We start from the raw sequence: 26,441 nt of genomic DNA on the forward strand, positions 1-26,441 counted from the left end.
GTCGCCTTCGACCGACCAAGGCCGGCCCGTTCCTCCACGGGCCGGCGCCGGCCCCGCATTACCGGAGCATTGCCGGCGAAAACCGGATCACCGGCAATGCTCTAACTATTTGTTTTTACGCGCGTCCGGACGGAAAACCGGTATCCACTTTTCCTGGACGCGCTCCAGCGGAACCCGACACATGAAGCCCATCGACCCGATCGCAGCCGCCAATCTCAGAACGCCGGACTGGTATAAGACCGCCACCCGCTGGACCCAGCTCACGCTGGTCGAGAACGACCCGGTCAAGTTCGATCCGGACTTCTGGATCGACGTGTTCCAGCGCACCCGTTCCAACGCGGTCTGCCTGTCCGCCGGCGGCTATATCGGCTTTTATCCGTCCAAGGTTCCGCTGCATTATGTCAGCAAATATCTCGGCGACACCGATCCGTTCGGCCGCCTCGTCGATGGCGCGCGCTCGCTCGGCATGCATGTCATGGCCCGCGTCGATCCGCACGCCATCCATCAGGATGCCGCCGAGGCCCATCCCGAATGGATCGCTGTCGACAAGGACGGCAATCCCCGCCACCACTGGGCTTTTCCCGATGTGTGGGTCACCTGCGCCTATGGCGATTACAACAATACGTTCATGCCCAAGATCGTGAAGGAAATCACCCGCGACTACGATATCGACGCGATCTTCGCCAATCGCTGGCAGGGCCATGGCGTGTGCTATTGCGAGGGCTGCAGGACGCGCTTCAAGGGCGCAACCGGCTTCGATCTGCCGATGACCAGCGATGTCAACGATCGCGCATGGCGGGCATGGTCCGGCTGGCGTCGCGAGGTGCTGACTCGGATGGTCATCGCCTGGGATAATGACGTCAAGGCGATCCGGCCGCATGCCAGCTTCATTCCCAATATGGGCGGCGAATCGCTGATGGAATTCGATATCGGCCTGATCGAGAAGCACTGCCCGTTCCTGGTCGTCGACCATCAGGGCCGGCGCGGGCTGGAGCCGATCTGGTTGGCCGGCCGCAACGCCAAGCGGATGCGCGCCACCTTCCGCGACCGCCCCGTTGTGCTGATCACCTCGATCGGCCCCGAGGAGGAATATCGCTGGAAGGATTCCGTTACCACCGGGGCGGAAATCGAAAGCTGGATCGCGAATGGCGTCACCCACGGCATGCTGCCCTGGTTCACGAAATTCAACGGCGTGGTGCCGGACGAACGCTGGGTCGCCCCCGTCGCCGCCGGCTTCGAAAAGCACGAGAAACTCCAGGCGATGCTCGAGGCAACGACGCCGACCGCAGAGATCGCGATCATCGACCCGACGACGACGCTGAAGAACTGGGCGCGCGACGAACGCCGACAGGCCGAGGGTGATGATCTCGGCTTCTATCACGCCCTGATCGAGGCGAAGCTGCCCTTCGAATTCCTCTCCGACGAGGCGATGACGGCGGAAAGCCTGGACCGCTTCAAGCTGGTCATTCTCGCCAATGCTTCCAACCTTTCCGATGCCCAATGCGCGCTTTTGCGCGACTATGCCGCGCGCGGCGGCAGCCTGATCGCGGCCCACGAAACGGCGATGCGCGATGAAAGCGGCAATGCGCGCGACGCATTCGCGCTTGGCGACGTCTTCGGCGTGAAGCGGAATGCGCTTGCGCGCGGGCCGGTCAAGAACAGCTATATCGTTCTTTCCGGCGACCATCCGGTCAATCAGGGCTATGAGGGCGCGGGGCGGATCATCGGCGGAACCATGCTTGCCGAGGTCGAAACCGTTGCGGGGGCGGAGACACCGTTCCTCAGCATTCCGGACTTTCCGGATCTGCCGATGGAGGAAGTCTATCCCCGCGAGGAGCCGCGCGGCGCGGCGGTTGTCACCCGAGAAACGAAGGCCGGAGGCAGGACGGTCTATATTCCGTGGAATATCGGCGGCATCTTCTGGGAGGTGCTGACCGCTGACCACCAGCGCCTGATCGAAAACGCCGTGCGCTGGGCGATGGGCGGCACGCCGCGCGTCAGCGTTTCCGGGCACTCGGTGTTGGATATCGCCGTGCGCGAGAGCGGCGACACGCTTGCCGTTTTGCTCTTCAACCTCACCAATCCGATGATGTTCAAGGGGCCGACGCGATCGATCTACCCCGTTGGTCCGCACACGGTCTCGATCGCGATCCCCGAGGGTCGGTCCGTGAGGGACGCGCAATTGCTGATCGCCGGCAAGACGGCCGAATACCGGACAACAGGCGACACGGTGGAGGTCGATGTTCCCGGAATCGAACTTCTGGAAACGGTCGAGGTTCGCTGGTCATGATAGTGTCTGAAACCACAAGGACAGCTCGGACGGGAGGACGCTGATGCTGCGCTATATCATCATGCGGATCATATACATGATCCCCACCCTGTTCGGCATTTCCATCATTGCCTTCGTCATCATCCAGCTTCCGCCGGGCGACTATGTCACCTCGCTGATCGCCTCGATGAGCGACAGCGGCCAGGCCTTCGATCCGACGGAGATCGCGCGTTTGAGGGAAATCTACGGCTTCGACGATCCCATCTATGTCCAGTACTATAAGTGGATTTCCGGCATTCTCCTCCATGGCGATTTCGGCCAGTCCTTCGAGTGGAAGCGGCCGGTCAGCGAGTTGATCTGGGAGCGCATGGGCGCGACGCTCGCCGTCTCGGTCGCCTCGCTGCTGTTCGTCTGGGCGGTGTCGCTGCCGATCGGCATCTATTCGGCGGTGAAGCGCCATTCGCTCGGCGACCACGTGTTCACCTTCTTCGGCTTTCTCGGTCTGGCGATCCCGAACTTCATCCTGGCGCTGACGCTGATGTATTTTTCCTACAAGGTGCTCGGCCAGAGCGTCGGCGGGCTGTTTTCGCCGGAATACGCCCATGCGAAATGGTCCTGGGGCAAGCTTTTCGATCTTCTGGCGCATCTGTGGATCCCGGTGGTCGTGATCGGCACGGCGGGCACCGCCTCGCTGATCCGGATCCTGCGCGCCAACCTGACGGACGAGCTCAACAAGCCCTATTACATCACCGCGCGCGCCAAGGGCCTGCATCCGACCAAGGCGCTGATCAAATATCCGGTGCGCATCGCCCTCAATCCCTTCGTTTCGGCGATCGGTTGGGTGCTGCCTAACCTGATCTCGGGCGTCACCATCACCGCGATCGTGCTGAACCTGCCGACGGCCGGCCCGCTGCTGCTGCGCGCGCTGATCTCGCAGGACATGTATCTCGCCGGCTCCTTCATTCTCCTCATGGGCGTTCTCACGCTGATCGGCATGCTGGTTTCCGACATCCTGCTCGCCATGCTCGATCCCCGGATAAGGTTTGACCAATGAGCGACAACATTTTCCAGGAAACTGCGCTGCACGAGCCGACACATCATCATGGGCTCGATCGTCCCGCGATCACGCCGCTGAAGAAGGGCGTCACCAGCGATACCGACGCGGCGGCCGGCCAGTGGACACTGATCTGGCACAAATTCGCCAAGGACAGGCTCGCGATCGTCGCCGGTTTCGTCATTCTGACCCTCTACCTGATCGGCATCTTCGCCGAGTTCCTTGCGCCCAACCTGGCCCAGGCGGCCCGGCCGCAATATTCCTACGCCCCGCCACAGACGATTTCCTTCTTCGTCGAGGACGAGAACGGCGAGAGAAAGTTCCTGCCGCATGTGAAGGGCTACAGCGTCACCATCGACCAGGCGTCGCTGCGCCGCTCCTTCGTGGTCGATGACAGCAAGGTGGTGCCGATCGGCTTTTTCGTGCGCGGGCCGGAATACAAGATGTGGGGGCTTTTTCCCTCCGATCTGCATCTCGTCGGGCCGAGGAAGGCGAACGACCCGTTCTACCTGCTCGGCGCCGACAAGCTCGGCCGCGACCTTTTCAGCCGGGTGATCTACGGAACGCGGGTATCGATGTCGATCGGCCTGATCGGGGTGTGCATCAGCCTGATCCTCGGCGTCGTCATGGGGGCGCTGTCCGGCTATTACGGCGGCTGGGTGGATCTCCTGATTCAGCGGATCATCGAGATCATCTCGGCGATGCCGACGATCCCGCTCTGGCTCGGGCTTGCGGCCGCCATTCCGGTGTCGCTCGCCCCTCTGAAGGTCTATTTCCTGATCACGCTGATCGTGTCGCTGCTTGGCTGGACTTCGCTTGCCCGCGAGGTGCGCGGCCGCTTCTTCGCGCTCAGAGGTGATGATTTCGTCACCGCCGCGCGGCTCGACGGGTCCAACGAGCGACGGATCATTTTCCGCCACATCCTGCCGTCGCTGACGAGCCATATCCTTGCCGTCGTCACGCTGGCGCTGCCGACCATGATCGTCGCGGAGACCGCGCTCTCCTTCCTCGGCGTCGGGCTGAAGCCGCCGGTCGTCTCCTGGGGCGTGTTGCTGCAGGATGCGCAGAACATCCGCACCATCTCGACAGCTCCGTGGCTCCTGATCTGGCCCGCCGGCGCGGTCGTGATCGCGGTGCTCTCCTTCAACTTCCTCGGCGACGGCCTGCGCGATGCCGCCGATCCCTACGATAGCTGAGGCGAGGACCATGACCACACCCCAGACCATCGTTCACGATCACGCGGGCTTCGGCGACGCGGTGCTATCGGTGAAGAACCTCTCCATCGATTTTCACCTGCGCCAGCACATTCTGCATGCCGTGCGCGACGTGACCTTCGATCTCCATCGCGGCAAGACGCTGGCGCTGGTCGGCGAGAGCGGCTCCGGCAAATCGGTGACGGCGCGGGCTCTGCTGAAGATCGTCGACAGGGCGGCGCGCATCACCAGCGGCACGATCGTGCTCGATACCGACGGCAAGCCTGTCGATATCCATGCGCTGCCGGACGAGGGCAAAGAAATTCGCGCGATCCGGGGCGGCCGCATCTCGCTGATCTTCCAGGAGCCGATGAGCTCGCTCTCGCCGGTGCATACGATCGGCGACCAGATCATCGAGGCGCTGCGGCTGCACCGCAACATGAGCAAGGCGGAGGCGCGGGCGGAGACGATCAGCCTGTTGTCGCAGGTGGAAATCCCGAACCCCGAGGCGATGATCGATCGCTACACCTTCGAGTTCTCCGGCGGCATGCGCCAGCGGGCCATGATCGCCATGTCGCTCGCCTGCGATCCCGATATCCTGATCGCCGACGAGCCGACCACCGCGCTTGATGTCACCACACAGGCGGAAATCCTCGATCTGATCAAACGCCTGCAGGTGGAGCGTGGCATGGCGATGCTGCTGATCACCCACGATCTCGGCGTCGTCGCCGAGGTCGCCGACGAGGTCGCGGTGATGCGCTTCGGCGTGATCGTCGAGCGCGGGCCGGTGGACGAAATCTTCTACAACGCGAAGCATCCCTATACCCGCCAGCTTCTGTCCTCGACCGTGCGTCTGGAAAAGCCGCGCGTGGCGGACGAAACCCGCGAGGCGGCGAAGGACGACGTCGTGCTGTCGGTGCGCAACCTCACCAAAGTGTTCGGTGCCGGCGCGGGCAAGAAGGGGTTTATCCTGAAGGCCGTGGACGACGTTTCCTTTGACCTGAAGCGGGGCGAGAACCTCGGCATCGTCGGCGAAAGCGGCTCGGGCAAAACCACGATGGGGCGGCTGATCCTGCGCGTGCTCGACCCGACCTCCGGCTCGGTCGTCTACCGCCCCGGCGATGGCGCCGAGACCGAGGTGACGACGCTCGACAAGCAGGGGCTACGCAGCTTTCACAGCCAGGTCCGGCTCGTCTTTCAGGACCCGTTCGCCTCGCTCAATCCGCGCATGACGGTCCGGCAGGTGGTTGCCGACCCGCTCGTCGTGCAGGGCAAGCTATCGGGCCGGGAGATCGAGCAGAAGGTCGGCGACCTGCTCGAACTCGTCGGCCTCGACCGTTCCGCCATGGAGCGCTACCCGCATGCGTTTTCGGGCGGCCAGCGGCAGCGCATCGGCATTGCCCGGGCGCTAGCGCTGGATCCGAAGGTGATCATCGCCGACGAGGCGACCTCGGCGCTCGACGTCTCGATCCGGGCGCAGATCCTCGACCTTCTGCTCGACCTGCAGAAGCGCCTCGACCTCTCCTACATCTTCATCGCCCACGACATTTCGGTGGTTCGCTATTTCTGCGACCGGGTGGCCGTGATGCACCGGGGCAGGCTGGTGGAACTCGGTAGCGCCGAGCAGATCTGCACCGCGCCGGAGGAGGACTACACCAAGAGCCTGATTTCCGCCGTGCCGAACCCGGACCCGCGCAACAAGCGCATGCTGCACCGAACCAGATTTATTGCCTGAGGAGTTTTCAATGCCGAAATTTGCCGCCAATCTCTCGTTTCTCTACGCCGACCTGCCGTTTCTCGACCGGATCGCGGCGGCCGCAAAGGACGGTTTTCCGGCCGTCGAATATGTCGGCCCCTATGATTTTCCGGAGGAAGAGGTTGCCGCCGCGCTGAAGGCCGCCAACGTCAAACAGGCGCTGTTCAACTTGCCGGCCGGCGACTGGGCCGGCGGTGAGCGCGGCATCGGCTGCCTGCCGGACCGGGTGGAAGAGTTCAAGGCGGGCGTGGACAAGGCGATTTCCTACGCCAGGGCGCTCACTTGCCCCAAGGTGAACTGCCTCGCCGGTATCGCGCCGAAGGGGATTGCAGCCGAAAAGCTCGAGCAGACTCTGGTCGAAAACCTGAAATATGCCGCGCCGCGCCTCGCCGATGCCGGCGTCAAGCTGCTGCTCGAACCGATCAACCTGCGCGACATTCCGGGCTTCTTCGTTTCGACCACGGACCACGCCGAGCGGATTCTCGAGGCCGTCGGCTCGGACAACCTGTTCATCCAGTACGACATCTATCACACCCAGATCATGCAGGGCGACCTTGCCGAAACCTATAGGCGGCTCAAGGCGAAGATCGCCCATGTGCAGCTAGCCGACAATCCCGGTCGTCACGAGCCGGGCACGGGCGAGATCAATTACCCCTATCTTTTCAACATGCTAGACGCGGAAGGCTATGACGGCTTCATCGGCTGCGAATACAAGCCTTCGGCCGGCACAAGCGAAGGTCTCGGCTGGATGAAGCCCTGGCTTTAAGGAGGATCACATGAAAATCGGATTTATCGGCCTCGGCCTGATGGGACGCCCGATGGCGGCGCACCTGCTCGACGCCGGCCACGAGTTGTTCGTCAACCGGGTGAAACCGGTCTCGGAATTCCTTGTCGAAAAGGGTGCGCAGGCCTGCGACACGCCGAAGGCGGTTGCTGCAGCCGCCGAGATCATCATCACCATCGTGCCGGACACGCCGGACGTCGACGCCGTCCTGTTTGGCGAGAACGGCGTGGCGGACGGTCTTTCAGAAGGCAAGATGGTCATCGACATGAGTTCGATCTCCCCGGTCGAGACCAAGGCCTTCGCAGAAAAGATCGCGGAGAAGGGCTGCGGCTATCTCGATGCGCCGGTCTCCGGCGGCGAGGTTGGCGCGAAGAACGCGGCGCTGACGATCATGGTCGGCGGTTCGGATGCCGATTTCGAGCGCGGCAAGCCGCTGTTCGAGGCCATGGGCAAGACCATCACCCATGTCGGCCCTGTCGGCGACGGCCAGACCGCCAAGGTCGCCAACCAGATCATCGTCGGGCTGACGATCGAGGCGGTGGCGGAAGGCCTGCTGTTCGCCAAGAAGGCGGGCGCCGACCCGGCCAAGGTGCGTGAGGCGCTGATGGGCGGCTTCGCCGGCTCGACGATCATGAAGGTCCACGGCGAACGGATGATCGAGTGCACTTTCGATCCGGGCTTCCGCATCCGCCTGCACCGCAAGGACATGGCGCTCGCCGTCAACGCCGCCCGTGATATCGGCCTCGCTTTGCCGAATGCGGCTGCGACCGAGCAGTTGATGAACGCCGCAATTGCCCGCGGCGACGGAGACAAGGACCATTCGGCGCTGATCCGGACGCTGGAGGCGCTGGCGGGGCTGTGAAACCTGTCTCGTCCGGTCGGAGGGTCAGTCGCGTTGAGCAACGAACCACGCGCCAATTCTGGGTCTCAGAAACTAGCCTTTCCGCCCACTCGGCGTCATCCTCGGGCTTGCCCCGAGGCCCTAACCACGCTTCTGCCCGACGGGCGTCGCGGGGGAAATTGTGACCGGACACAGGGGCTGTCCGCCGGCGCCTGTCGCGGCACAGGTGTTTGGATCCTCGGGTCAAGCCCGAGGATGACGCAAGTCGGGGTGGCGGGAGCCGAAACGAAACAGCGGGCTCTTTCTATAATGTGTGTGAGGACATCATGACGAAAATACCGATGCAGACGCCGTTCGGGGCGGTCTATTTCCGCAAGTCGAACCCGCCGCGCGAGGACTGGGAACGCGACTACGGCGTCGCGGCAGAGGACGGGCTGAATGTCTTCCGCCACTGGTTCATGTGGAGCGCGATCGAGCGGCGGCCCGGCTTCTACGACTGGGAGGAATATGACCGGCAGATGGACCTCGCCGCCGAAAACGGCATCAAGACCATCATCGCCGAGCTGACCCACACCGTGCCCGACTGGGCGTATCGCAAGTTCGCCCACGCCCGCCAGATGCGCGCCGATGGCAGCGCGCTTCCAGCGATCATGGGCGTTTCAGCGGCGACCGGCGGCTTTGCGCAAAATGGCGGCGGCGCGGGATCGCTGACGATGAACTGCCCGGAGGTGAAGGAAGCTGCGGGCGCTTTCCTCTCAGCCCTTGCGGAGCGCTACAAAGGCCATCCGGGGCTTCTCGGCTATGACGTCTGGAACGAGTGCAACTACTCGCCGGCGGTCGATTACAACCCGCACACTAAGGCCGTGTTTCGTGAGTGGCTCCGGGAAAAATACGGCGATCTCGATACGCTGGCAAAGGCCTGGTATCGCTTCTCCTACGCAGAATGGGACGATATCGAGCCGCCGCGCCAGATCGCGCCCTATCCGGAATGCCTCGACTGGCTCGCCTTCAAACGAGAGAATTACTACGGCCAGATGCAGTTCCGCATCGAAACGATCCGCGCCGTCGACAGCGATTGCCTGATCGCCGCCCATGGCGTCGCCGGCGCCATCCCCGACATGGCCGCGCGCGGGTCGGATGACTGGCTCGCCGCCTCGAAGGTCGAGGTTTACGGCTATACCTTCGTGCATGCGCGCAAGGGCAACCAGTCCTGGCGCAGCTTCTACGCCGCCGACCTCAACCGCGCGGCCGCCCGCGGCAAACCCTTCTGGCATGCCGAGCGCCAGGGCGGGCCGTTGTGGATGCAGCCGCAGGTCGTCGGCCGCGACAAGGAGGATGGCCGCGTCGCCGAGCCCGAGGATATCCGGGTGTGGTCGCTGACCTCGTTTGCGGGCGGCGCGCGCGGCATGCTGAACCTGCGCTATCGGCCGCTTCTCGACGGCCCGCTGTTCGGCGCCTTCGGCTCCTACGGCATGGATGGTTCGCGCACGCCCCGCTCCGACATGGCCTCAAAGATCGCCAAATGGACCAATGCGCCGGAACAGAGGCCGCTTCTGGCGGCAAAGCCGGTGAAGGGCGAGATCGGCATTCTGGTCGCCCCGGAGGCGCAGGCCTGGGATTATCTCCTGAGCCGTGAGGGCAATTACGAGACCTACAGGGAGGCCATGTGGGGTGCTTATCGCGGCTTCTTCGACAATGGCATCCAGGCCGACTGGGTCCATATCGAAGATATCGACGCCTATGACGCGCTCTACTTCCCCTACCCCATCATGCTGACAAGCGAGAACGCCGCAAAACTCGCCGACTGGGTGAAGGCCGGCGGCACGCTGGTGTCGGAAGCCTGCCCGGGCTATTTCGGCGATCGCGGCAAGGTCGGCACGGTGCAGCCCAATAACGGGCTCGATGCCGTCTTCGGCGTCAGCGAGGACGAGGTCGAGTTCATGCCGGATATCGGCGATCGCATCCGCTTCACGCTCGATGGCGTCTCGACCACCGGTGGCGGCTTCCTGCAGTCCTACACCGTGACGGAGGGCCGTGAACTGGCGCGCTTTGACGACGGCCGGATCGCAATCGTCGAGAACGCGTTCGGCAAGGGCCGCACGCTTCTCGTCGGAACCCACCCCTCGGTCGGCTACTACCGCGACCAGTCGGAGGCGGGAAAGCGCTATTTCGCCCGCTGCTTCGCCTTTACCGGCAAGACGCGGCATACGCTTTGCACCAATCCGGCCCTGCAGGTGCGCCTGCACGAAAGCGACACGGGGCGCTATCTCTGGATCGTCAACGCCACCCGCCGGCATCAGACCGCGACGTTGACGGATGGCGCCGGCAACCCCCTTAGCAGCGCCGCGATCTTCTGGAGCGGCGACCAGGCCTCGCTGACGGACGGCCGGCTCGCCGTACCGCCGCGCGACGCGCTGATCGTGCGGCTTGCGTAGCGCAGTGCCAGGCCGGGGCGCGGGGCTCGTTAACGCCGGCCAATCAGGTTGACGAGGATGGGAAGCGTCACCATCAGCATGACGATGCGGTAGACATGGTGGGTGGCGACATAGACGGGGTCGTAATGCATTTCGAGCGCCATTGACGCCATGGCCTCCACCCCGCCCGGCGCGAAGGCGACCCAGACCTGGCCGAAGGGCATGGCGAGGATATGCGCGGTGAAAGCGCTCGCCAATGCCGATATGCTGACGGCGACGAAGGAAACGAGAAGCCCGTAGACGGCAAAGCGCCTGAATTCAGCAAGGGTGAAGCCGACGAAGCGGGTGCCGATCAGCGCTCCGGCGATGACGAAGGCGAGGTCCATGATCAGCCATGGCGGGCGTCCGGCGACAAGATCAAGCCCGTGAAAGGCGCCGCTGAGCACAAGTCCGCACAGGAGAAAGGCCGAAGGCAGCCGGTAGCGCGCCGCCGCGTGCCCCAGACCATAGGCGCCGGCAATCAAGGCCAGGGAAAACCAGAGCGGAAGCGAGACCCCAGGGGCGACGGGACCGCCCGCCCCGTGTCCGGCGGCGCCGACCATCAGCGGCAACAAGACGGTGATCAGCAGAACGCGCATGCTCTGCAGCATCATGACCGCCCTGAGGTCGATATCCTTGCCGTCAGTGAGCGAAATCACATAGGAAAGCGCGCCGGGAGACGTGGCCAGCAGCGCCGTCTGCGCGGAAACCCTGAGCAGTCGCTTCAGCAGGAAACCCGCAACGCCCATGATCGCGACGACGGATAGGGTCAGGATCGCAATGCTCAAGGGAAAGCGGGCGATATCGGCAAAGAGATGCGAGGTGACGCCCGAGCCGAGACTGATGCCGATGACGGCGAAGCCGAGATTGCGCAGGATGGTCGGAATGCCGAGCTTCAGGCCGAGCACGGCCGCCGCCGAGGTTGCGATCGTGCTGCCGAGAAGCTGGGGCGCCGGCAATCCGAGCAGCGTCCCTGCCACGGCGCCGGCTGAGGCAACCCCCAGCGTTGCAAGCGCAACGCCTGTCTTCATTCATCGTCTTCCTGCACCATGTTCCGGCGGCTGCGCCAGTGCAGAAGCAGAGGAACGCTGACCACCAGAGCCGCGAGCATATAGAGCACGACGCTGTTGGACGAATGAACCAGAATGCCGTAATCCCCGCCCGAGATCGACAGCGCGCGACGGAGATTGTCCTCGAACAGGCTTCCGAGCACGAAGCCGAGAATGACCGGCGCCAGCGAGAAGTGCAGCTTGCGCAGAACCCATCCGAGGATGCCGAGGCCGATGATCATGTAGAGGTCAAAGGGGTTGCCGACCACGGAATAGATGCCGATGAAGGCGAGGACCGCGATCAGCGGCGTCAGGTAGCGCTGCGGAATGGTCAGGATGCGCACGAAAAGCCCGACCAGCGGCAGGTTGATGATCAGCAGCGCGACATTGCCGATATACATCGACGCAATGAGGCCCCAGGTGATTTCCGGCCGCTGGGAGAACATCATCGGCCCCGGCGTGACGTTGAACAGCATCAGCGCCCCGAGCAGAATGGCCGTCGTGCCGGATCCCGGAATGCCGAGCGTGAGCATCGGGACCATGGCGCCGCCTGCCGCCGCGTTGTTGGCTGCCTCCGGCGCGGCCAGTCCGCGCGGATCGCCGGTGCCGAGCCGCTCGGAATTGCGGGCAATCCGCTTTTCCGTTCCGTAGGCCACCGCCGAGGCGACGGAAGCGCCGGTGCCCGGCAGGATGCCGATGAAGAAACCGATGATGGACGAGCGCAGGATCGTCCACTTGGTATAGGCAAGATCAGCCCAGGAGACATAGCTCTTGTCGAGCGCCAGGGCCTTGAGGCTTCCCGAGGCCTGCCGCTCGACAAGGTGGAAGAGTTCCGCCATGCCGAAGAGACCGATGACGATGACGAGGAAGTCGATGCCGGCCAGGATATCCGGCACGCCGAAGGTAAAGCGCGGGACGCCGGTATTGGCATCGATGCCGATCGACGACAGCATGAGGCCGATCAGGGCGGCGGCGAAGGTCTTCACCGGGTTGGACCCGACAAGCGATGTGAGCGCCGCAAAGGCGAACACCATCAGCGCGACATAGTCCGAGGGCGAAAAGGTGACGGCATAGGATGCCAGCGCCGGGCCGAACAGCGACAGAAGCACGACGGCAAAGGTTCCGCCGACGAAGGACGCCACCGCCGACAGCGACAAGGCCCGGCCCGCCTCGCCTTTGAGCGCCATCGGGTGGCCGTCAAGCGTCGTCAGCACCGCCCCCGCATCGCCCGGAACATTGAGCAGGATCGAGGAGATGCGCCCGCCATATTCCGCGCCGTAATAGATGCCGGCGAGCAGGATGATCGCCGATTCCGGCGGAAAGCCGAGGCTGTAGGAAATCGGCAGCAGGATTGCCACGCCGTTGATGGGGCCGATGCCGGGCAGCGCGCCGATCAGCGTGCCGGCGAAGGCGCCGAGCAATACCAGCATGAGATTGAAGGGATCGAGCGCGACGGCAAAACCCGACGCCAGTCCCGAAATGACGCTGTCCATGAAAAGTCCTCACGTGAAGGATGGAAGAATGCCTTCGGGCAAATTCAGATCGAGCAACACCGTACCGACCAGATAGCCGAGCGTTGCCGTGACGAGGCCGAAAACGAACGCCGGCACAAACCTCGTGCCGAGCATGCGCGCCATGGCCGTGCAGAAGAGAAGCGTTGCGATGATGAAGCCTGCCGGCTCGAACAGCCATGCATAGGCGACCATCAGAACGGCGCTGGCGGCCACCCGGACAAGGGTGTGCCTGTCGTTGCCGAAGTTGTCGACGTCCGGCTTGGCGATGATGAAGAGAAAGCTCGGCGCAGCCAGAACCGACAGGATCTGCGGCCAGGATTCCGGGCCGAGCGGATCATATTGAAACGGCGCCTTGATCACCGTGAAGGCGATTGTGCCGTAGGCAAGGGTGACGAGCAGCAAGATGCCCGCAAAGATACGATCGGCCATGAAGCGGCCCTCTCCCAATGGCGGAAAACGAAACCGGCGGAGAAGCGCCGCGTCGGCGCTCCTCCGGGTCAATCAGGACATTTTATTCGATCAGGCCGGCTTCCCGGGCAATGTCGCGCATGCGGCCGATGCGCTCCTTGATCGATGCGTCCATCTCGGCGCCAGCCATATTGAGCGGCATCAGGCCCTTTTCTTCCTGGATCTTGGCGAATTCAGGCGTCTGGTAGGCCGCCTCGAATGCATTCACCCAGGTGTCGTAGGCGGCCTCGGGCACATCGCCGCCCATGTAGAAGCCGCGCAGGATGATCCATTCGGCATCATAGCCGAGTTCCTTTGCCGTCGGAAACTCGGCAAACGGGCCGTCCAGGCGTTCGTCCGACATGACGGCGAGAATGCGCATGTCGCCGGAACCAAGATGCGGCACCATTTCGCCGACATCGCCCATATAGACCTCGATGCTTCCGCCGAGCAGGGCCGCGATGGATTCGCCGCCGCCATCGAAGGCGACATAGCGCATCGTCTTCGGATCGACGTCGACGGACCGCAGCAGCAGGGCCGCTTTCATCCAGTCCTGGGAGCCGACCGAACCGCCCGCTCCGAAAACCACCGAACCGGCATTGTCCTTGACCGCGGCGATCACATCGTCAAGCGTTTCGAACTTGCTGTCGGCACGCACCACGACCGCGCCGAAATCCGCGCCGGCGGTGGCGACGAAGCGCACGTCGTTTTCGGTCCACTGGCCGAACTTGCCGGTGGCGATGTTCAACAGGGAACCGGAGGAAAACGCGACGATGGCGTTCGGGTCATCCGTGCGGGTCGTGTTGAAAAGGTTGAAAGCCACGGCGCCGATGCCGCCCGGCATGAAGGTGACCTGGATCGGCCGATCGAACTGATCGGCCAGGCCCTGCTGGGCAATGCGGCAGGTCAGGTCGAAACCGCCGCCGGGCTGGGCTGGCGCGATGCATTCGGGTTTGTCGACCTCGGCAGCCTGAGCGAGCGAACCAAAGCACAAAGCGGCGGCAAGCGCCGAAGCGCATGTGAAAAGTTTCATGTTGTCCTCCCAATCGGTCGTGCCCTCGAGCGAGGGGTCCTCCTGCGACCGTGAAGACGACATTAAGCCATCAAGCTGACCTGTGCTTGACCCCAGGCTGACATCAGGCTGACACGCGGAAAATCGCCCGAGACATGCGCATTTCGGCTTTGTGCGCCGACCGGTTTCACACTAGATTTGCGCCATGCGCGTATTGCTGGTCGAAGACAATGATGAACTGGCGGCCGCCATTTGCGACCGTTTCCGCAGCGACGGCCACGCGATCGACCGCGAGGCCGACGGCAGACTTGCGGCCGAGCTTCTGTCGCACAAGCAGTTCGATATCGTCATCCTCGACATCAACCTGCCCGGCGCGAGCGGTTACGACGTTCTGCGCGATATGCGCGCGCGCAAGGACCACACGGCGGTGCTGGTGCTGACGGCGCGCTCCGAGATCGATGACCGCGTGGTCGGCCTTGATGCCGGCGCGGACGACTACATGGTCAAGCCGGCGGATTTCCGTGAGCTTGCCGCCCGCTGCAGGGCGCTCGCACGCCGTGGCAGCGGCGACGCCAGCAACCTGTTCGTTGCCGGCGATTTCACCTTCGACCGCGGCGCGCGGCGCGCCTCGATGGGCGGCACCGATCTCGAGTTGCGCCAGCGCGAAATCCAGCTTCTGGAAGCCCTGATCAGCAATCTGGGCCGCGTTCTCTCCAAGGAAGACGTCGCCGACCGGATCTACTCATTCGAAGAAGCGCCGAGCCTCAACGCCCTTGAGCAGACCGTGGCGCGCCTGCGCAAGAAGCTGGAGGCGACCCCGGTCAACATCAAGACGATCCGCGGGCTTGGATACATCGCCAATGTTCGCGAAAGCTGAAACGCGACGCCCTTATTCGCTTCGCCGCCGGCTTCTGTTCGGCATGACCGCCCTTCTGCTCGTGATCATGGCCAGCATTTCCGGGGTTCTCTGGAGCTATGCGCGAAGCGCGGCCAACCGCTCCTACGATTTTCTGCTGACGGCGGCCGCGCTTTCCGTTCTCGAGCGGATGACGAGCACGCCGGACGGCATAAGGGTCGATATCCCCTCCTCGGCACTGGAGATGATGGGGCTGGCCGAGGAAGACCGGGTCTTCTACCGCGTCTTTCGCGAGGGCGGCGAGACGCTGACCGGCGAAGGCGACCTGCCATTGCCGGAAAATTTCGCCAATGACGGCAAGGCCCGCTATTTTGACGCGCGCTATGACGGCGAGAATTTCCGCTTCCTGACAAAGGGGCGAATCCTGCTGCTCAACGATGTGCCGACATGGTTCTATGTCCAGATCGGCCAGACGCGGCGGGCGCGCGACAGCCTGCAGATGAGCATGATCACCAACGGTCTGGCCGGCCTCCTCGTGCTCGCCATCGTCGGTATCGGTTTCGCCTGGTTCGGCATCGACCGCGCCATGCGTCCGCTCGCCAGCATCGAGGCAGACATGCGCAGCCGCGACCCGAACGACCTGACGCCACTCAGCGCGCAGCCGCCGCGCGAAATGGCGCGCCTGATCGAGGCGATCAACAATTTCATGAACAGGCTGGAAACCAGCCGGGAGCATTCCCAGGGCTTTATCGCCGATGTCGCGCATCAGATGCGCACCTCGCTGGCGGCCCTGCATGCGCAGCTTTCCATTGCCGTAGACATGTGCGACACGGAAAACCTGCGCAAGCGCCTGACCATTGCCGAGACCCAGGCCTGGCGGACAATCCGCTTGACCAATCAGCTTCTTTCCCATGCAATGGTTCTTCACCGTGCCAACAACCTGCCCCGGGAGGAGGTTGACCTGACGCAGGTGGTGCGCAACGTGGTGGAGGATGTCTTGCGCGAAACACCGGATATCGACGTCGAGTTCTCGTTTTCGCGTGATGCCATCGACGGGCGGAGCGACGTCATCATGGCTGACCGCGTCGCCGTCCGCGAGGCGTTGCGCAACATCATCGACAATGCCATCAAGCATGGCGGAACGAACGACCGGATCGATATCGCGCTGGAACCGGCGCGCATATCCGGCAGGGATGCGATCCGTATCGCGATCGAGGATGGCGGTCCCGGTATTCCCGAAGCCGAGCGGACCAAGGTGCTGCAGCGCTTCTATTCGCTCAACAAGACCAATGCCGGGTCCGGCCTGGGCTTGAGCATTGTCGAGGCGGTCGCCGAAAGCCATGGCGGGCGCGTCGCGCTTGCGACAAGCCGCAGGGGCGGCCTGCGCGTCACGCTCGACCTGCCGGTCGCGTAGGGGGAGACGATGCGCGGGTTTCTCACCTTTCTGGTCGTCCTGCTCAGCGCCCCCATGATCGCGCCGGGCGCCGCCGGCCAGCAGCAGGTGGTGATCAGGGTCTACAGCGCCACCGACAGCAACGCCTTTCGCAGCATCATTGCGGATTTCGAGGCGCGCAACCCCGGCATCTCGATCGAATACACCGAGTTCAACACGCTGGAACTCTACGAGGAGCTCAGCGCCCACCGGAATGTCGAGACGCTGGGGGTCGACGTCATCATCTCCTCGGCGACCGATCTGCAGATCAAGCTCGTGAACGCGGGAATGGCGCAGGCCTTTTTTCCGGAGCGATATTTCGCGGACGCGCAATGGCGCCACGAGCTCTACGGATTTACCTTCGAGCCCGTCGTCGTCGCCTATAACAAGGAGGCCTTCGCCAACCGCCCGCTACCGCGAACGCGCTCCGAGCTGGCCACCATGATGCGTGACGACCCCGCCTTTTTCGACCGCCGGGTCGGCACCTATGACATCCGCCTGTCGGGGGTTGGCTACCTCTTTGCCAGCCAGGATGCCGAACGCGGCTACCAGTTTTCCCGCATCGCCGAGAGCTTCGGACGGGCCGAGGCGAAGACCTATTGCTGCACCTCTCTGGTGATCGACGCCGTGGATCGCGGCGAGCTCGTCTTCGGCTACAACCTGATCGGCTCCTATGCGCTGGACGCCCTCAAGGATCATGACAATCTCGGCATCTACCTGCTCGACGACTATACGCTGGTCATGTCGCGCTCCGCCTTCGTGCCGAAAGCCTCGCGCCACAAGATCGAGGCCGAGCGCTTCGTCTCCTACCTGCTCTCGCCGCAGGGGCAGCGGCAACTGGCCCTGCACTCCGGCCTCATTCCGCTCGATCCGGGAGCGCGCGAACTTGTGCCGGGGCTCGGCGATCTTTTCGGAGGACAGCGCACGCTGATCCCGATCCGCTTCGGGCCCGGCCTGCTGGCCCATCTCGACCACCTCAAACAGGACATGTTCTGGAAAGACTGGGAAACCGCCATGGACGTCTCCCCCGGGACCGACGAGATGAGCAATGCCACGAATCGATGACCAGAACCCGTATGACCGGCGGCGGCGATCAATCAGCGGCCGGTGTTCTCTTGAGCGTCAGCGAAATCAATCGGAACCCGCATGCGGCGGAAAAGGGGCGTACGCAACATCTTTCTGTCTTGAGCAGGCTACTTTTCCCACGGAAGCCTGTGGGGCCGGACACCGAAGGCGGATTTGAAGCGATTAAGATATCGAAAGTACTTCTTGAGCTTGGGTTCGAGAAAACTGATTTTCTCATTCGCCGTCCGCAACTCTTCATCCAATGAACGGATCTGGCGCTCACGCTCCTGAAGCTCCGCCTCCATTGAACGGATCTGATCGGCGCCGGCTTTGAGTTCCCTAGCCATGACGTCCAGCCGCCGCTCATTTTCTCGAATCAGAGCGGTTTTCTCCTGCAGCTCTTCATCCATGGCGACGATCCTGCGGCTCCGGCCCGAAAGTTCGCTCTCCAGTGAGCGAATTTGCAGGCTTTTTTCGTCGACCTTTCCGCCCAGTTCTCGTATGCGTCCGTCGCTCTTCTGGAGGTCGGACTTCAGCTTGAAGATCGTCTCATGCAGGCTGTCTGATTCCGTGCGAAGATTGCGGCTCTCCGCAACCGATCGAGCCGTTTCCTCCTCCATGGACCGCATGGTCCGGCAGAACGATGAATAGGCCTCGCGTTCATGTTCATCCAACTCGGCCCCACCGTATCCAGCTTCCCGCATGGCAAAGCCGTTGAACATGTCAAACAAAACCCTGTCCGGCTCGCTGAATTCCTCTCGCCAGCCTCCAATCTTGCCGGACCTGACAAAGTTCGGTGCAGCACGCTGGAACATCTCGATCTGAGGAAAAGGCTCTGTGCTGGCTTTGATTCCGATGATCCCGGCTAGAGTAGCCGCGAATTCGGGCACATCGTTTCGAAATTCCTCAAACCGAAATCGGAACAGTTTGGGGGCTTGAAATTCCTGCCACATCATCGTGTGATTGCCCCACGACCCGAAAGGAACCTGGCCGGATATGACGTCCTGAAGGGATATATCGGCCAGCTGCGCTTCATTCTTGGCAACGATATCCCGCAAATAGTGAAAGTAAGACACTATTGAATCCCGGCCGTCCCGAAGGATGTGAATAAAAATATCCTCAGGTTTCATATCCTGATTCGGACAGTCATGCGTTTTTATGAGATTGATTTCACTGTCCGAACGCAGAGATTCGATATTTATTGTTTCCCGGCTGCCTTCTTGATGACCGACGAGTTCACCCAGTTCATCGTTATTGCCGATATCCCCCTGGTCTCCGTGGATCGAAAGGCTCCTGAGGTTGAAATAATGCCTGAAGACAGACCGCGTCAGAGTGTTTCCACTCCTGGGGTAGGAGACCAGCCAAATTATCATTTTTTCCTCCTAAGGGCGGTTCGGCGTTTTACGCTGTTCTCTCACACACATGGACGTTTGCTCTGGCCGAGGCAAGCCTTGCAGCTATCCCAGCGTTCCGCCCAACACCGAAAAGGCTTTCATCCTCACACCAGAATCCAGATGTCGGCAATCGTGGCAGGAGCGCTGTGATTTCCGTGCAGGATGCGAACCCGCAACAACGGGCGACAGCAGAAAGGTTCAGACAGGCAGACTGAACACGCCTGACACGGACCGCGCGTCACAAGATATCCGTCGCGGATGATGGCTCAAGAGAACTGAGACGATCGCCATCGCCCAGAGCCGGCGCGCCCTGGCCTCCTTGTTCGGCGATGTGAAACAAATGCCTCATCGCAGCCCGAATACCGAATGGTCGTTCATTTTCGCGATAAACGATTCCAACTCCTCCAGATCGCGCGGGAGCCACTCATGCGTCCTTCGCCAGGCGGCAAGTGGACGTGCATCACTGCCCCAGTCATACGTCGAACTCGCCTTTCGCCGTCCGTGACGAAGGTAATGAAGGAAGGGATTTCGTTGCGCCTCCTTATCCTCATCGTTGCTCAGTCGATAATGCAGAGGATCGAAGAACGGATTGGGCCAAAAATCCTGCTTGGCCCCTTCAAGAACATAATGAAACTCCGGATCGCTGAACTGCGCATCAGAAGTGATGTAGCGAGCGCGATACCACTCTCGGTAGAACAGGGACGATTTGCGAATCTCCTCGGCTTCGGCCTGAACGCGCGCGCCATCATCAAGGGTCGACAACACACCGAACATGGACTTGTAGTATTCTTCGACATCACTTTGCTTCGGCGTATGTCGCGACGAGATCAGATAACTCTCATGGTGACAGCGGATGGCCTGTTGTTGCGACAAGCCGCCTCCGACATATGTTGCGATGATACTGTTGGAGTGCGCGAAGACCCGCCCCTTGCTTCTCTGCGTAAACATGAAATTGTGATCTGCCGCGATCTTGAAATCCAGATCATATTGCTCGTCTGCCAGCAATTGCCGACGCGTCAGCGTCGACTGATGGCAGGGGATTCCGCCCCACCAGTGGGGTTTCATCGTCCCTTCCTGGAGAATTTGCCAAGTCTGTTCAAAATCATTCGCCTTGTGAAGCTCCGAAACAGAAGAATCATTCACATAGACGTGGTGGCCGACGATGAAATCGGGCAACTCAGCATCGCGGCTCCATTCGCTCCCGTCCGCGAAGACATTCGCCATCGCCTCTTCCAACGATGAAGGCAGGTAGAAGAAATCCCCCGCGTTCATGAAAATGATGTAGTCTCCAGTGGCGAGACGAGCCGCTTTGTTCATCGCATCATAAACCCCTTTGTCAGGTTCAGACACAAAGATGTCGATCGAGTCGCGATAACTCTCAATCAACTCGAGAGTGCCGTCGGTCGATCCGCCGTCGACGACCACGATTTCACGCGGGGCGTAGGTCTGGCCAAGGATCGTTTCCAGCGTTGCGGCGACGTCACGCCTGCAATTGTATGTGACCATCGCAATAGAGACACGAGGGAGGCTGCACCGGGAAATCCGCTCCGGGGGATAATCCGCCTCACCCGGCCCGCGAACATAGTCGCCAAGTTCCTGATAAATGGCAGTGCCCGGCGGCTCCGGGGAAAACACAATCTTGCGCAAACGATGCTCAACATCCCACGACCAGGCACGGTAGCCATTCACGACGCTTTGATAAGCAGCCCTTCCGAGTTGCTCGGAGCGCGACAGGTCCAGAGGAACGGGGTTGTCTATGTCATAGAGCAACCCGTTCACACCGTGGGTAATATATTCGTTCATCGTCGGCTGATCAGGCGCGACGACACATCTGCCCGCCGCCATGGCCTCGAGAAAAGACATGCCAATGCCTTCAAACTCTCGTGGCGCAATATAGATGGACGATTCATCGACGAGGCGCCTGTACTCGCCGGGATCCTCAAACCATCGCGAAACCGTCAATGCATGAGCCTTCTTCTCGGCATCGACATCGATTTCCGCTGAAAGCGTGGGATCGCCGGCCAAGTGAAGGTGAAAACGAATATCGCTTGTCTCAGAAAACAGCTTTTTGACGACGTCCCAGGATGGTCGGTTCGCCCGCTGCCAGAAGAAAACCTGCCTCTTGTCATCGTGCTTGTCGGGCGCCGGGCGGGGCTCCGGAAAATACTGGAAACGATAGGAATTGACCCCAAGCCGAGCAATTCTCTGGTGAAGCGTGGAGCTGAAACTGATAACGCGAATGTCGTCACGATTGGCGAAACCCAGCCAGTAACTGTCGGGAAGATTGCGGCAGCCATCAAACATCGGCGTGAAAACAAGCCGGCCGCGCAAAGGCAAGTCGGCTATTGCACGAGCGACATGCTCGAGTTGGTGAACCCATATCAAATCGAAATCAGCCTTGATCAGACCATCAAAGTCAAAGGCCGAGGTCATATCCTCGCCGACATGGTGATCATAACGCTGAAAAAAACTGCTATGCTCTTGCAGAAAATCCAGCAGGAACGCAGCCGAATTGGTTTTCCGGTGGAAATCGTAACCAATATAGCAAATCTTCATCCGCAGCGCTCCGAACTATTGCTTGTTTCTTGAAAGCTGGTTGAGAAGCGCGAAAATGATCCCCTCATAACGGGCCTCACGTGCGCGAATGTCAGCGGATGAAGCAATCGACGCATCAAAATGATGCGGCGCATCACGATCCGGAACAATGATGGCATGCCTTCGAGCGACGGGCAGAATGAGCGGCGGGTGCCCGATATCGCAAAGCCAAAACTGTAATTCCTTCACAAGGCTGACCTCCAGCATCATCTCGTAATCTGGATTTTCCGGCAAAGTGATCATCATCGGGAGCTCAACAACGGCCCCCTTGCGCAACTCGAAGCCCGCCGTCTGGATGCGAAACTCATCCAGGAAATCGCCCTTCTTCGGCGTCTGAAAACTACCGATATTGCGATACAGACGGGCGCCGATCGTCAACGCGCGCTCCCCCTCGTAAAGCGCGACCGGCGCGCCTTTTCCCATAATGAGCCTGAGGGCCAGAACCGTACGCCCTGAGTGGTCGAAATAGCTAAAAGAATTACAGCTTTCCAAAGCATACTGGAAATTTTCGGGTGAGAATTGCTCTTCATGCATCATATCTGGGACGTCACTCTCAGGTTTTGGTTCGAATCGGAGGAGGGAATATTTGTGATAGATTGGAAAACCAATTTTATTCTATATAAATTATTGGCTTGGTTCTCTATCGGCATCTGACAACTCGAAATATGGGCCATGGGCGGTGGTTTAGATTGCACCAGCCGCATTCTACCCTTTTATAGTGCATATTCATCGCTGTTTCCATCCTACATGGAAACGCCGATGCAACTGCAATTTGACAGGTCAACGGAAGCGAAAAGCCTCCCCCCTGCTGCGCAAGAGTGCGGTTTTCGCGGCCCATGGCTACAGGCTTGCATCGACGTCAGCCTGGATACGCCGCAAGCGGTCCCATTCACCGAAAAATCCGGCCATGGCAGGCGAGGCGCGTTCGCCTTCCGCTTTATGAATAAGTTGTCTTAGTTCCTCGGCCATCCGATCCCAATCAAAACGGCTTGCGTGCTCTATTCCTCTTTCTTTCAGCGAAACTTGGTTCGAGGGATTGCCGACCACACGAAGTGCGTCAATAAGCTCGGCAGGATCTCTGCCTGAAACAAACAGAGCAGCATCACCCGCGACTTCTTCGAGTGAGCCGTGCGGCGTCGTTATGACAGGACAGCCACAGGACATCGCTTCAACCACCGGCAAGCCAAAACCTTCATACAGGGAAGGGTAAACAAGCGCCCGCGCTCCTGAATAGGCACAGGCCAGTTCATCGTCGCTGAGCTCGAGGCGTTTTGCCGTAATGCCCGCCCTCAGACCGGCCGCGAAGTGCGGCTGAATCTCAGGCTCCCCGCCAACGCATAATATCTGCAACGCGGGAAAGCTCTCAATTGAAGACCCGCCGGGCGTACGTCCCTCTTCTTTCAGGGCTTCAAACAGGAGACCGGCGTTCTTGTAGCCATGAATCTGTTCGCGAGACCCAACCAGAATGCAGTAGTTCTCGGCGATTTCATATTTATCCCGAAAGCGAAGAATATCTTGCCGGGACCGCTCATAGAAAACATCCGAATCAACGCCACAATGAGCAACACTCACGCGCTCAGGAGATATTTCCGGGTATAGGCGCAACAAATCACGCCGTGTATTATTCGATACGCAAAGATAGTATTGCGCGAAGCAGATTGCCGTTTCTTTTTCCTGCCACCCCCTCTGAGACAAATCAAAGTCGAAAACCTCAGGTATCATGTCGTGGACGATCAAGACCGTCGGAACCCGCGTAGGTGTCGTAAAATAGGTCGAAACAAAAACGTCCGCTTTGTATTTTTCCGCGAACTCCTGAATCAACAAAGAATCGGCGGCCGTACTTGTGAAGGTATGGGAAGGAAAGTCAACGTAGGTAATCCCTGATATCAGCGGACACCGCCCACGATCCAGTACCGTGATATCAAACTCCGGAAAGGCTGCGAGACGCGGCAATAGTGCCCGCCAGACCCGCGCGATACCGGTATCGGCAACCTGGAAGAAAACGCCATCAACTAAGAGATTCATCGAAGTGGGCCCCCGCTTATAGAAATTCAGGCCGATTGCCGGCTACGCGGCGAGCCCGGCCAGTCCATGCGCGCCTGTGCAGAGAAAGAACGCATGTATTTTTGCACCAGATCGTAATCTGATTTCGCAGGATCGAGGGGACAATCGGAACCGACCTCTCGGGCGAACGCCTTACGGGACATCTGGAAATAGGGTGAAATCAAATCTCCGGCATGCCGCTTGCGCGCCCGGTTCACCTCATCGACACCCGGCGTATCAACCGCAGTCGAAATGCCTTCAGGGTTGCAATAATAGACGACGTGCGGCGTGTTCACCTTGAGAAAGGTCTTCTTCATTTTCAGGCAACGCAACCAGAAGTCATAATCGCCGGCAGATCGATAGTTGGCGTCGAAATAACCGACCTCGTCGTGCAAGCGCTTGCGCCACATCGGCGCATTATGCAGGCAGTTGAACTCGAGCATATTGTTGGGTGTCGCGATCGGCAGATTACTTTTGAAGCCACAGGCCGCCACCATGTCGAAATCAAATGAATGATCCAAGCTGTAATACAGATCTTGATAGACGGCATCGACGGTCTTATTTTCGTCAAGCGTCCTCGACTGAATCTCGAACGATTCATTTCCACGCAAATCATCAAGATTTGTATTTGTCAGATATTCTCCACGCGCAATAGAAGCGGCATAGTTCCAAGCGTCATATATCCCGATATTGAATTCGAACCGCTTGTAAACGATATTGGGGTATATTTCCATATAGCTTCGTATTAGCTCCTCCTCCTTTTCCGGGGAGCAAGCGTCAACGATGATGAGTTCAGACTGGTCGAATATCGTCTGCGAAACGATATTCTCAAGGAATTTCTGTATGTATTTTCGACCTTTATACATACTCGCGATTGCCGACACGCGAATATTTCCGGAGTGCACGAAATTGCGACCCGCAAGCGCTGCGGGCTGAGCCATGCTCGGCGCACTGAGGCGCGGCGCCAGTTGCTCCGTTCTCGTTTTCCAGATTTCAGGCGTAAGAAACCGGTCGGTCCCCATGAGCCAGTATTTTCTCAAGCTCCCGTTTGACGCTTCACGCAGTTCAACCCTCTCCGCGATGAGCTTTTGAAGCACCGAAATCCGGTTCATCGGCTCCTGCTGGAGCAAAGGCTTGCAGCGGTCATAATCACGCGGCCGCGCAACGCCGGACTCGGTCAAAATGGAGACGACGTCGCGAATAAATCGGCCATCTTGGGCATCGCCGTCATCATGCTCGCCAGCCTGTGCGAAACGCTTCTCTTGAGCCTCGACAGAACTCGAAACGGCAAGAATGATATCTGAAATGCTCGCGCCATTCCGAAGTGCATTTGCAAAGACCAGCTTGCCGTCCTCGTCCGCCTTCCTAAACAGGAAAGCTCTATAGATCAGGTCAACAATAAGGTCGGCGTCTGCTCCGGCATGCGCTGCGTTGAGATGAGAATAGTCGTCTTTGCTCCTGGCCTCTTGTCGCTGCCTGGCCTCCTCACTGGAAGCGATGCTGTCGACAAGCGCCTCCAGTTTCATTCCGCCGCGTATCGCCTGTCGATACGCCGACAACCCATCCTCGTCCGCCTTACGTCCCAGAAAGTGACGAAACAGAAGGTCAACGACCTCATCAATTCGATTTGCACCTTTTTGGTCTTGTTCAGCCATGCCACTCATTCCGATTCCACCTGCGCATCAATCGCAGGTTTAGGAAGCCTTAACAAGTAGCCGGCCCGACCTGAGCACACTCCAGTTGATGATCGTAGGGCCAGAAAACGAAGCTTTAGAGCTTCGTCGGCGTTGTCTCGCGCACCTTTTTCTGTCTGAGTGCTGCCGGTCCTGAGGACGCTCCCGTCATCCTGCTGTTGCACGGTTTTCCGTCTGCGAGGCATATGCTCCGCGACCTGATCCCCGATCTGGCAGACCGGTATCGCGTGATCGCGCCCGACCAGCCCGGTTTCGGCAAGACGAAAGCCCCGTAACGCGGCGCTTTTCCCGACAGCTTTGACAATCTGGCGCAGGCTGTTCAGGGATTATTGCCGCATGCGATCAAGATAGCCGAGCGTCGCGGCCATCAGTCGGGCCTGCAACGCCGCTGCGTCTGTTTCGCCATAAAGCCCCGCCGAGTCTATCATGCCCCGGCAGAGCGCGGTGATGTCACGGGCCAATATTTCAGGCTGCCGGAATCCTTCGGAGCGAAGACATTCGGCCGCGACCCCGGCAATCTCAATCTTCAGTTCTCGCGTTTCGGCATCGATTGGAAGCATGGTTTCCGCATATTCCAAAGCGCGTGAAAGTTCTGGCCGATCAAGCTGATGGCTGAGTGCAGCCGACAGCATTGCCGTGATCGCTTCCTCGAAGGTCAATTTCTCTGCCGACGACAAAACGTCACGCATGCCCCTGAGCATTTCGGCGCGTTTCCGGCGCAGGATTTCGGCGACAACCGCCTCCTTCGAGGGAAAGTACTGATAGACCGAGCCGACACTGACGCCCGCCTTCTCAGCCAGAATATTGGTGTTCAACCCGGCCAGACCGTCTCTTTCCAAAATGCGAGCCGCCGCTTCGAGAATGGCGTCGACAACGGCGAGTGACCGGCTCTGGCGGGGAATTTTCCGGGGCCAAACGGATGCTGGGGCTGGCATGGCAAACGCGAGTCCAAAATACGAGCAATCGCTCATATTATGATGACGGCAACGC

20 protein-coding genes and 1 pseudogene are annotated in these 26,441 nt (G+C 60.4%); 11 read left to right on the top strand and 10 right to left on the bottom strand.

The genetic code is table 11. From position 1 onward, the window contains the following. Positions 1 to 181: 181 nt before the first annotated feature. The 7 genes from FF124_RS09030 to FF124_RS09060 all read left to right on the top strand — a co-directional run bounded on the left by FF124_RS09030 (position 182) and on the right by FF124_RS09060 (position 10,332). Positions 182 to 2,290, top strand: a complete 2,109-nt coding sequence (locus FF124_RS09030) for a family 10 glycosylhydrolase (RefSeq protein ID WP_138748156.1) — start codon at positions 182 to 184, stop codon at positions 2,288 to 2,290. A gap of 43 nt (positions 2,291 to 2,333) precedes the next feature. After that, positions 2,334 to 3,323 (top strand): ABC transporter permease, encoded by a 990-nt coding sequence (locus FF124_RS09035; protein WP_138748157.1) that lies wholly within the window; start codon positions 2,334 to 2,336, stop codon positions 3,321 to 3,323. Further along, complete coding sequence (locus tag FF124_RS09040) at positions 3,320 to 4,519, top strand: ABC transporter permease (RefSeq protein ID WP_138748158.1); 1,200 nt, start codon at positions 3,320 to 3,322, stop codon at positions 4,517 to 4,519. The genes FF124_RS09035 and FF124_RS09040 overlap by 4 nt, the downstream gene beginning before the upstream one ends. 10 nt (positions 4,520 to 4,529) lie before the next feature. Then, positions 4,530 to 6,251 carry an ABC transporter ATP-binding protein gene (locus FF124_RS09045; protein ID WP_138748159.1) on the top strand — a complete coding sequence of 574 codons (1,722 nt, stop codon included), beginning with the start codon at positions 4,530 to 4,532 and terminating at the stop codon, positions 6,249 to 6,251. Between the two features lie 10 nt (positions 6,252 to 6,261). Beyond that, positions 6,262 to 7,038 (top strand): hydroxypyruvate isomerase, encoded by a 777-nt coding sequence (gene hyi, locus FF124_RS09050; protein WP_138748160.1) that lies wholly within the window; start codon positions 6,262 to 6,264, stop codon positions 7,036 to 7,038. 10 nt (positions 7,039 to 7,048) lie between these two features. Continuing rightward, positions 7,049 to 7,918, top strand: coding sequence for a 2-hydroxy-3-oxopropionate reductase (locus FF124_RS09055; RefSeq protein WP_138748161.1), 870 nt, complete (start codon positions 7,049 to 7,051; stop codon positions 7,916 to 7,918). Positions 7,919 to 8,223: 305 nt separating this feature from the next. Then, a complete protein-coding gene (locus FF124_RS09060) occupies positions 8,224 to 10,332 on the top strand; it encodes a beta-galactosidase (protein ID WP_187326877.1) in 2,109 nt (702 codons plus the stop codon). 29 nt (positions 10,333 to 10,361) lie between these two features. On the opposite strand, the gene FF124_RS09065 is transcribed toward FF124_RS09060, so the two are convergent. The 4 genes from FF124_RS09065 to FF124_RS09080 form a co-directional block, all read right to left on the bottom strand. Next, positions 10,362 to 11,381, bottom strand: coding sequence for an AbrB family transcriptional regulator (locus FF124_RS09065; protein ID WP_138748162.1), 1,020 nt, complete (start codon positions 11,379 to 11,381; stop codon positions 10,362 to 10,364). Beyond that, a complete protein-coding gene (locus tag FF124_RS09070; RefSeq protein ID WP_138748163.1) occupies positions 11,378 to 12,892 on the bottom strand; it encodes a tripartite tricarboxylate transporter permease in 1,515 nt (504 codons plus the stop codon). Before FF124_RS09070 ends, FF124_RS09065 begins: the two co-directional genes overlap by 4 nt. A 9-nt stretch (positions 12,893 to 12,901) precedes the next feature. Further along, on the bottom strand, positions 12,902 to 13,342 hold the full coding sequence (locus FF124_RS09075; RefSeq protein WP_138748164.1) for a tripartite tricarboxylate transporter TctB family protein: 441 nt from the start codon (positions 13,340 to 13,342) through the stop codon (positions 12,902 to 12,904). 82 nt (positions 13,343 to 13,424) lie between these two features. Further along, positions 13,425 to 14,393, bottom strand: coding sequence for a Bug family tripartite tricarboxylate transporter substrate binding protein (locus FF124_RS09080; protein WP_138748165.1), 969 nt, complete (start codon positions 14,391 to 14,393; stop codon positions 13,425 to 13,427). Positions 14,394 to 14,577: 184 nt separating this feature from the next. Between FF124_RS09080 and FF124_RS09085 the strand changes: the two genes are divergently transcribed. Genes FF124_RS09085 through FF124_RS09095 form a run of 3 tightly spaced genes read left to right on the top strand, consistent with a single transcriptional unit; the run spans position 14,578 to position 17,725 of the window. Next, positions 14,578 to 15,249: a response regulator transcription factor gene (locus FF124_RS09085; protein ID WP_138748166.1), complete on the top strand. Its 672-nt coding sequence runs from the start codon at positions 14,578 to 14,580 to the stop codon at positions 15,247 to 15,249. Beyond that, on the top strand, positions 15,233 to 16,642 hold the full coding sequence (locus FF124_RS09090; RefSeq protein WP_138748167.1) for a sensor histidine kinase: 1,410 nt from the start codon (positions 15,233 to 15,235) through the stop codon (positions 16,640 to 16,642). Before FF124_RS09085 ends, FF124_RS09090 begins: the two co-directional genes overlap by 17 nt. A 9-nt stretch (positions 16,643 to 16,651) precedes the next feature. Then, positions 16,652 to 17,725 (top strand): ABC transporter substrate-binding protein, encoded by a 1,074-nt coding sequence (locus FF124_RS09095; RefSeq protein ID WP_138748168.1) that lies wholly within the window; start codon positions 16,652 to 16,654, stop codon positions 17,723 to 17,725. Positions 17,726 to 17,853: 128 nt separating this feature from the next. Here the strand turns inward: FF124_RS09095 and FF124_RS09100 are convergent, their stop codons facing one another. The 5 genes from FF124_RS09100 to FF124_RS09120 all read right to left on the bottom strand — a co-directional run bounded on the left by FF124_RS09100 (position 17,854) and on the right by FF124_RS09120 (position 25,412). Further along, the gene (locus FF124_RS09100) at positions 17,854 to 19,098 is read right to left on the bottom strand and encodes a sulfotransferase domain-containing protein (protein ID WP_138748169.1); all 1,245 of its coding nucleotides are present in this window, start codon (positions 19,096 to 19,098) and stop codon (positions 17,854 to 17,856) included. A gap of 366 nt (positions 19,099 to 19,464) precedes the next feature. Continuing rightward, positions 19,465 to 21,675: a glycosyltransferase gene (locus tag FF124_RS09105; protein WP_138748170.1), complete on the bottom strand. Its 2,211-nt coding sequence runs from the start codon at positions 21,673 to 21,675 to the stop codon at positions 19,465 to 19,467. A 15-nt stretch (positions 21,676 to 21,690) separates the two neighbouring features. Beyond that, positions 21,691 to 22,251, bottom strand: coding sequence for a hypothetical protein (locus FF124_RS09110; protein WP_138748171.1), 561 nt, complete (start codon positions 22,249 to 22,251; stop codon positions 21,691 to 21,693). A gap of 303 nt (positions 22,252 to 22,554) precedes the next feature. Beyond that, on the bottom strand, positions 22,555 to 23,739 hold the full coding sequence (locus tag FF124_RS09115; RefSeq protein WP_138748172.1) for a glycosyltransferase family 4 protein: 1,185 nt from the start codon (positions 23,737 to 23,739) through the stop codon (positions 22,555 to 22,557). A gap of 26 nt (positions 23,740 to 23,765) precedes the next feature. Continuing rightward, positions 23,766 to 25,412: a glycosyltransferase gene (locus FF124_RS09120; protein WP_187326878.1), complete on the bottom strand. Its 1,647-nt coding sequence runs from the start codon at positions 25,410 to 25,412 to the stop codon at positions 23,766 to 23,768. Positions 25,413 to 25,567: 155 nt separating this feature from the next. On the opposite strand from FF124_RS09120, the pseudogene FF124_RS09125 reads away from it, so the two are divergent. Further along, positions 25,568 to 25,723: pseudogene (locus FF124_RS09125) on the top strand (alpha/beta fold hydrolase); the annotation flags it as partial. A gap of 54 nt (positions 25,724 to 25,777) precedes the next feature. Here the strand turns inward: FF124_RS09125 and FF124_RS09130 are convergent. Further along, a complete protein-coding gene (locus FF124_RS09130; RefSeq protein ID WP_138748174.1) occupies positions 25,778 to 26,422 on the bottom strand; it encodes a TetR/AcrR family transcriptional regulator in 645 nt (214 codons plus the stop codon). Positions 26,423 to 26,441: the final 19 nt, after the last annotated feature.

It is taken from the genome of Martelella lutilitoris, assembly GCF_005924265.1.
GTDB classification, from domain to species: domain Bacteria; phylum Pseudomonadota; class Alphaproteobacteria; order Rhizobiales; family Rhizobiaceae; genus Martelella; species Martelella lutilitoris.

Excerpts from the sequence above, each read along its gene's own strand:
- FF124_RS09030 (WP_138748156.1), top strand. The coding sequence starts at position 182 with ATGAAGCCCATCGACCCGATCGCAGCCGCCAATCTCAGAACGCCGGAC.
- FF124_RS09035 (WP_138748157.1), top strand. The coding sequence starts at position 2,334 with ATGCTGCGCTATATCATCATGCGGATCATATACATGATCCCCACCCTG.
- FF124_RS09040 (WP_138748158.1), top strand. The coding sequence starts at position 3,320 with ATGAGCGACAACATTTTCCAGGAAACTGCGCTGCACGAGCCGACACAT.
- FF124_RS09045 (WP_138748159.1), top strand. The coding sequence starts at position 4,530 with ATGACCACACCCCAGACCATCGTTCACGATCACGCGGGCTTCGGCGAC.
- hyi (WP_138748160.1), top strand. The coding sequence starts at position 6,262 with ATGCCGAAATTTGCCGCCAATCTCTCGTTTCTCTACGCCGACCTGCCG.
- FF124_RS09055 (WP_138748161.1), top strand. The coding sequence starts at position 7,049 with ATGAAAATCGGATTTATCGGCCTCGGCCTGATGGGACGCCCGATGGCG.
- FF124_RS09060 (WP_187326877.1), top strand. The coding sequence starts at position 8,224 with ATGACGAAAATACCGATGCAGACGCCGTTCGGGGCGGTCTATTTCCGC.
- FF124_RS09065 (WP_138748162.1), bottom strand. The coding sequence starts at position 11,381 with ATGAAGACAGGCGTTGCGCTTGCAACGCTGGGGGTTGCCTCAGCCGGC.
- FF124_RS09070 (WP_138748163.1), bottom strand. The coding sequence starts at position 12,892 with ATGGACAGCGTCATTTCGGGACTGGCGTCGGGTTTTGCCGTCGCGCTC.
- FF124_RS09075 (WP_138748164.1), bottom strand. The coding sequence starts at position 13,342 with ATGGCCGATCGTATCTTTGCGGGCATCTTGCTGCTCGTCACCCTTGCC.
- FF124_RS09080 (WP_138748165.1), bottom strand. The coding sequence starts at position 14,393 with ATGAAACTTTTCACATGCGCTTCGGCGCTTGCCGCCGCTTTGTGCTTT.
- FF124_RS09085 (WP_138748166.1), top strand. The coding sequence starts at position 14,578 with ATGCGCGTATTGCTGGTCGAAGACAATGATGAACTGGCGGCCGCCATT.
- FF124_RS09090 (WP_138748167.1), top strand. The coding sequence starts at position 15,233 with ATGTTCGCGAAAGCTGAAACGCGACGCCCTTATTCGCTTCGCCGCCGG.
- FF124_RS09095 (WP_138748168.1), top strand. The coding sequence starts at position 16,652 with ATGCGCGGGTTTCTCACCTTTCTGGTCGTCCTGCTCAGCGCCCCCATG.
- FF124_RS09100 (WP_138748169.1), bottom strand. The coding sequence starts at position 19,098 with ATGATAATTTGGCTGGTCTCCTACCCCAGGAGTGGAAACACTCTGACG.
- FF124_RS09105 (WP_138748170.1), bottom strand. The coding sequence starts at position 21,675 with ATGAAGATTTGCTATATTGGTTACGATTTCCACCGGAAAACCAATTCG.
- FF124_RS09110 (WP_138748171.1), bottom strand. The coding sequence starts at position 22,251 with ATGATGCATGAAGAGCAATTCTCACCCGAAAATTTCCAGTATGCTTTG.
- FF124_RS09115 (WP_138748172.1), bottom strand. The coding sequence starts at position 23,739 with ATGAATCTCTTAGTTGATGGCGTTTTCTTCCAGGTTGCCGATACCGGT.
- FF124_RS09120 (WP_187326878.1), bottom strand. The coding sequence starts at position 25,412 with ATGGCTGAACAAGACCAAAAAGGTGCAAATCGAATTGATGAGGTCGTT.
- FF124_RS09130 (WP_138748174.1), bottom strand. The coding sequence starts at position 26,422 with ATGAGCGATTGCTCGTATTTTGGACTCGCGTTTGCCATGCCAGCCCCA.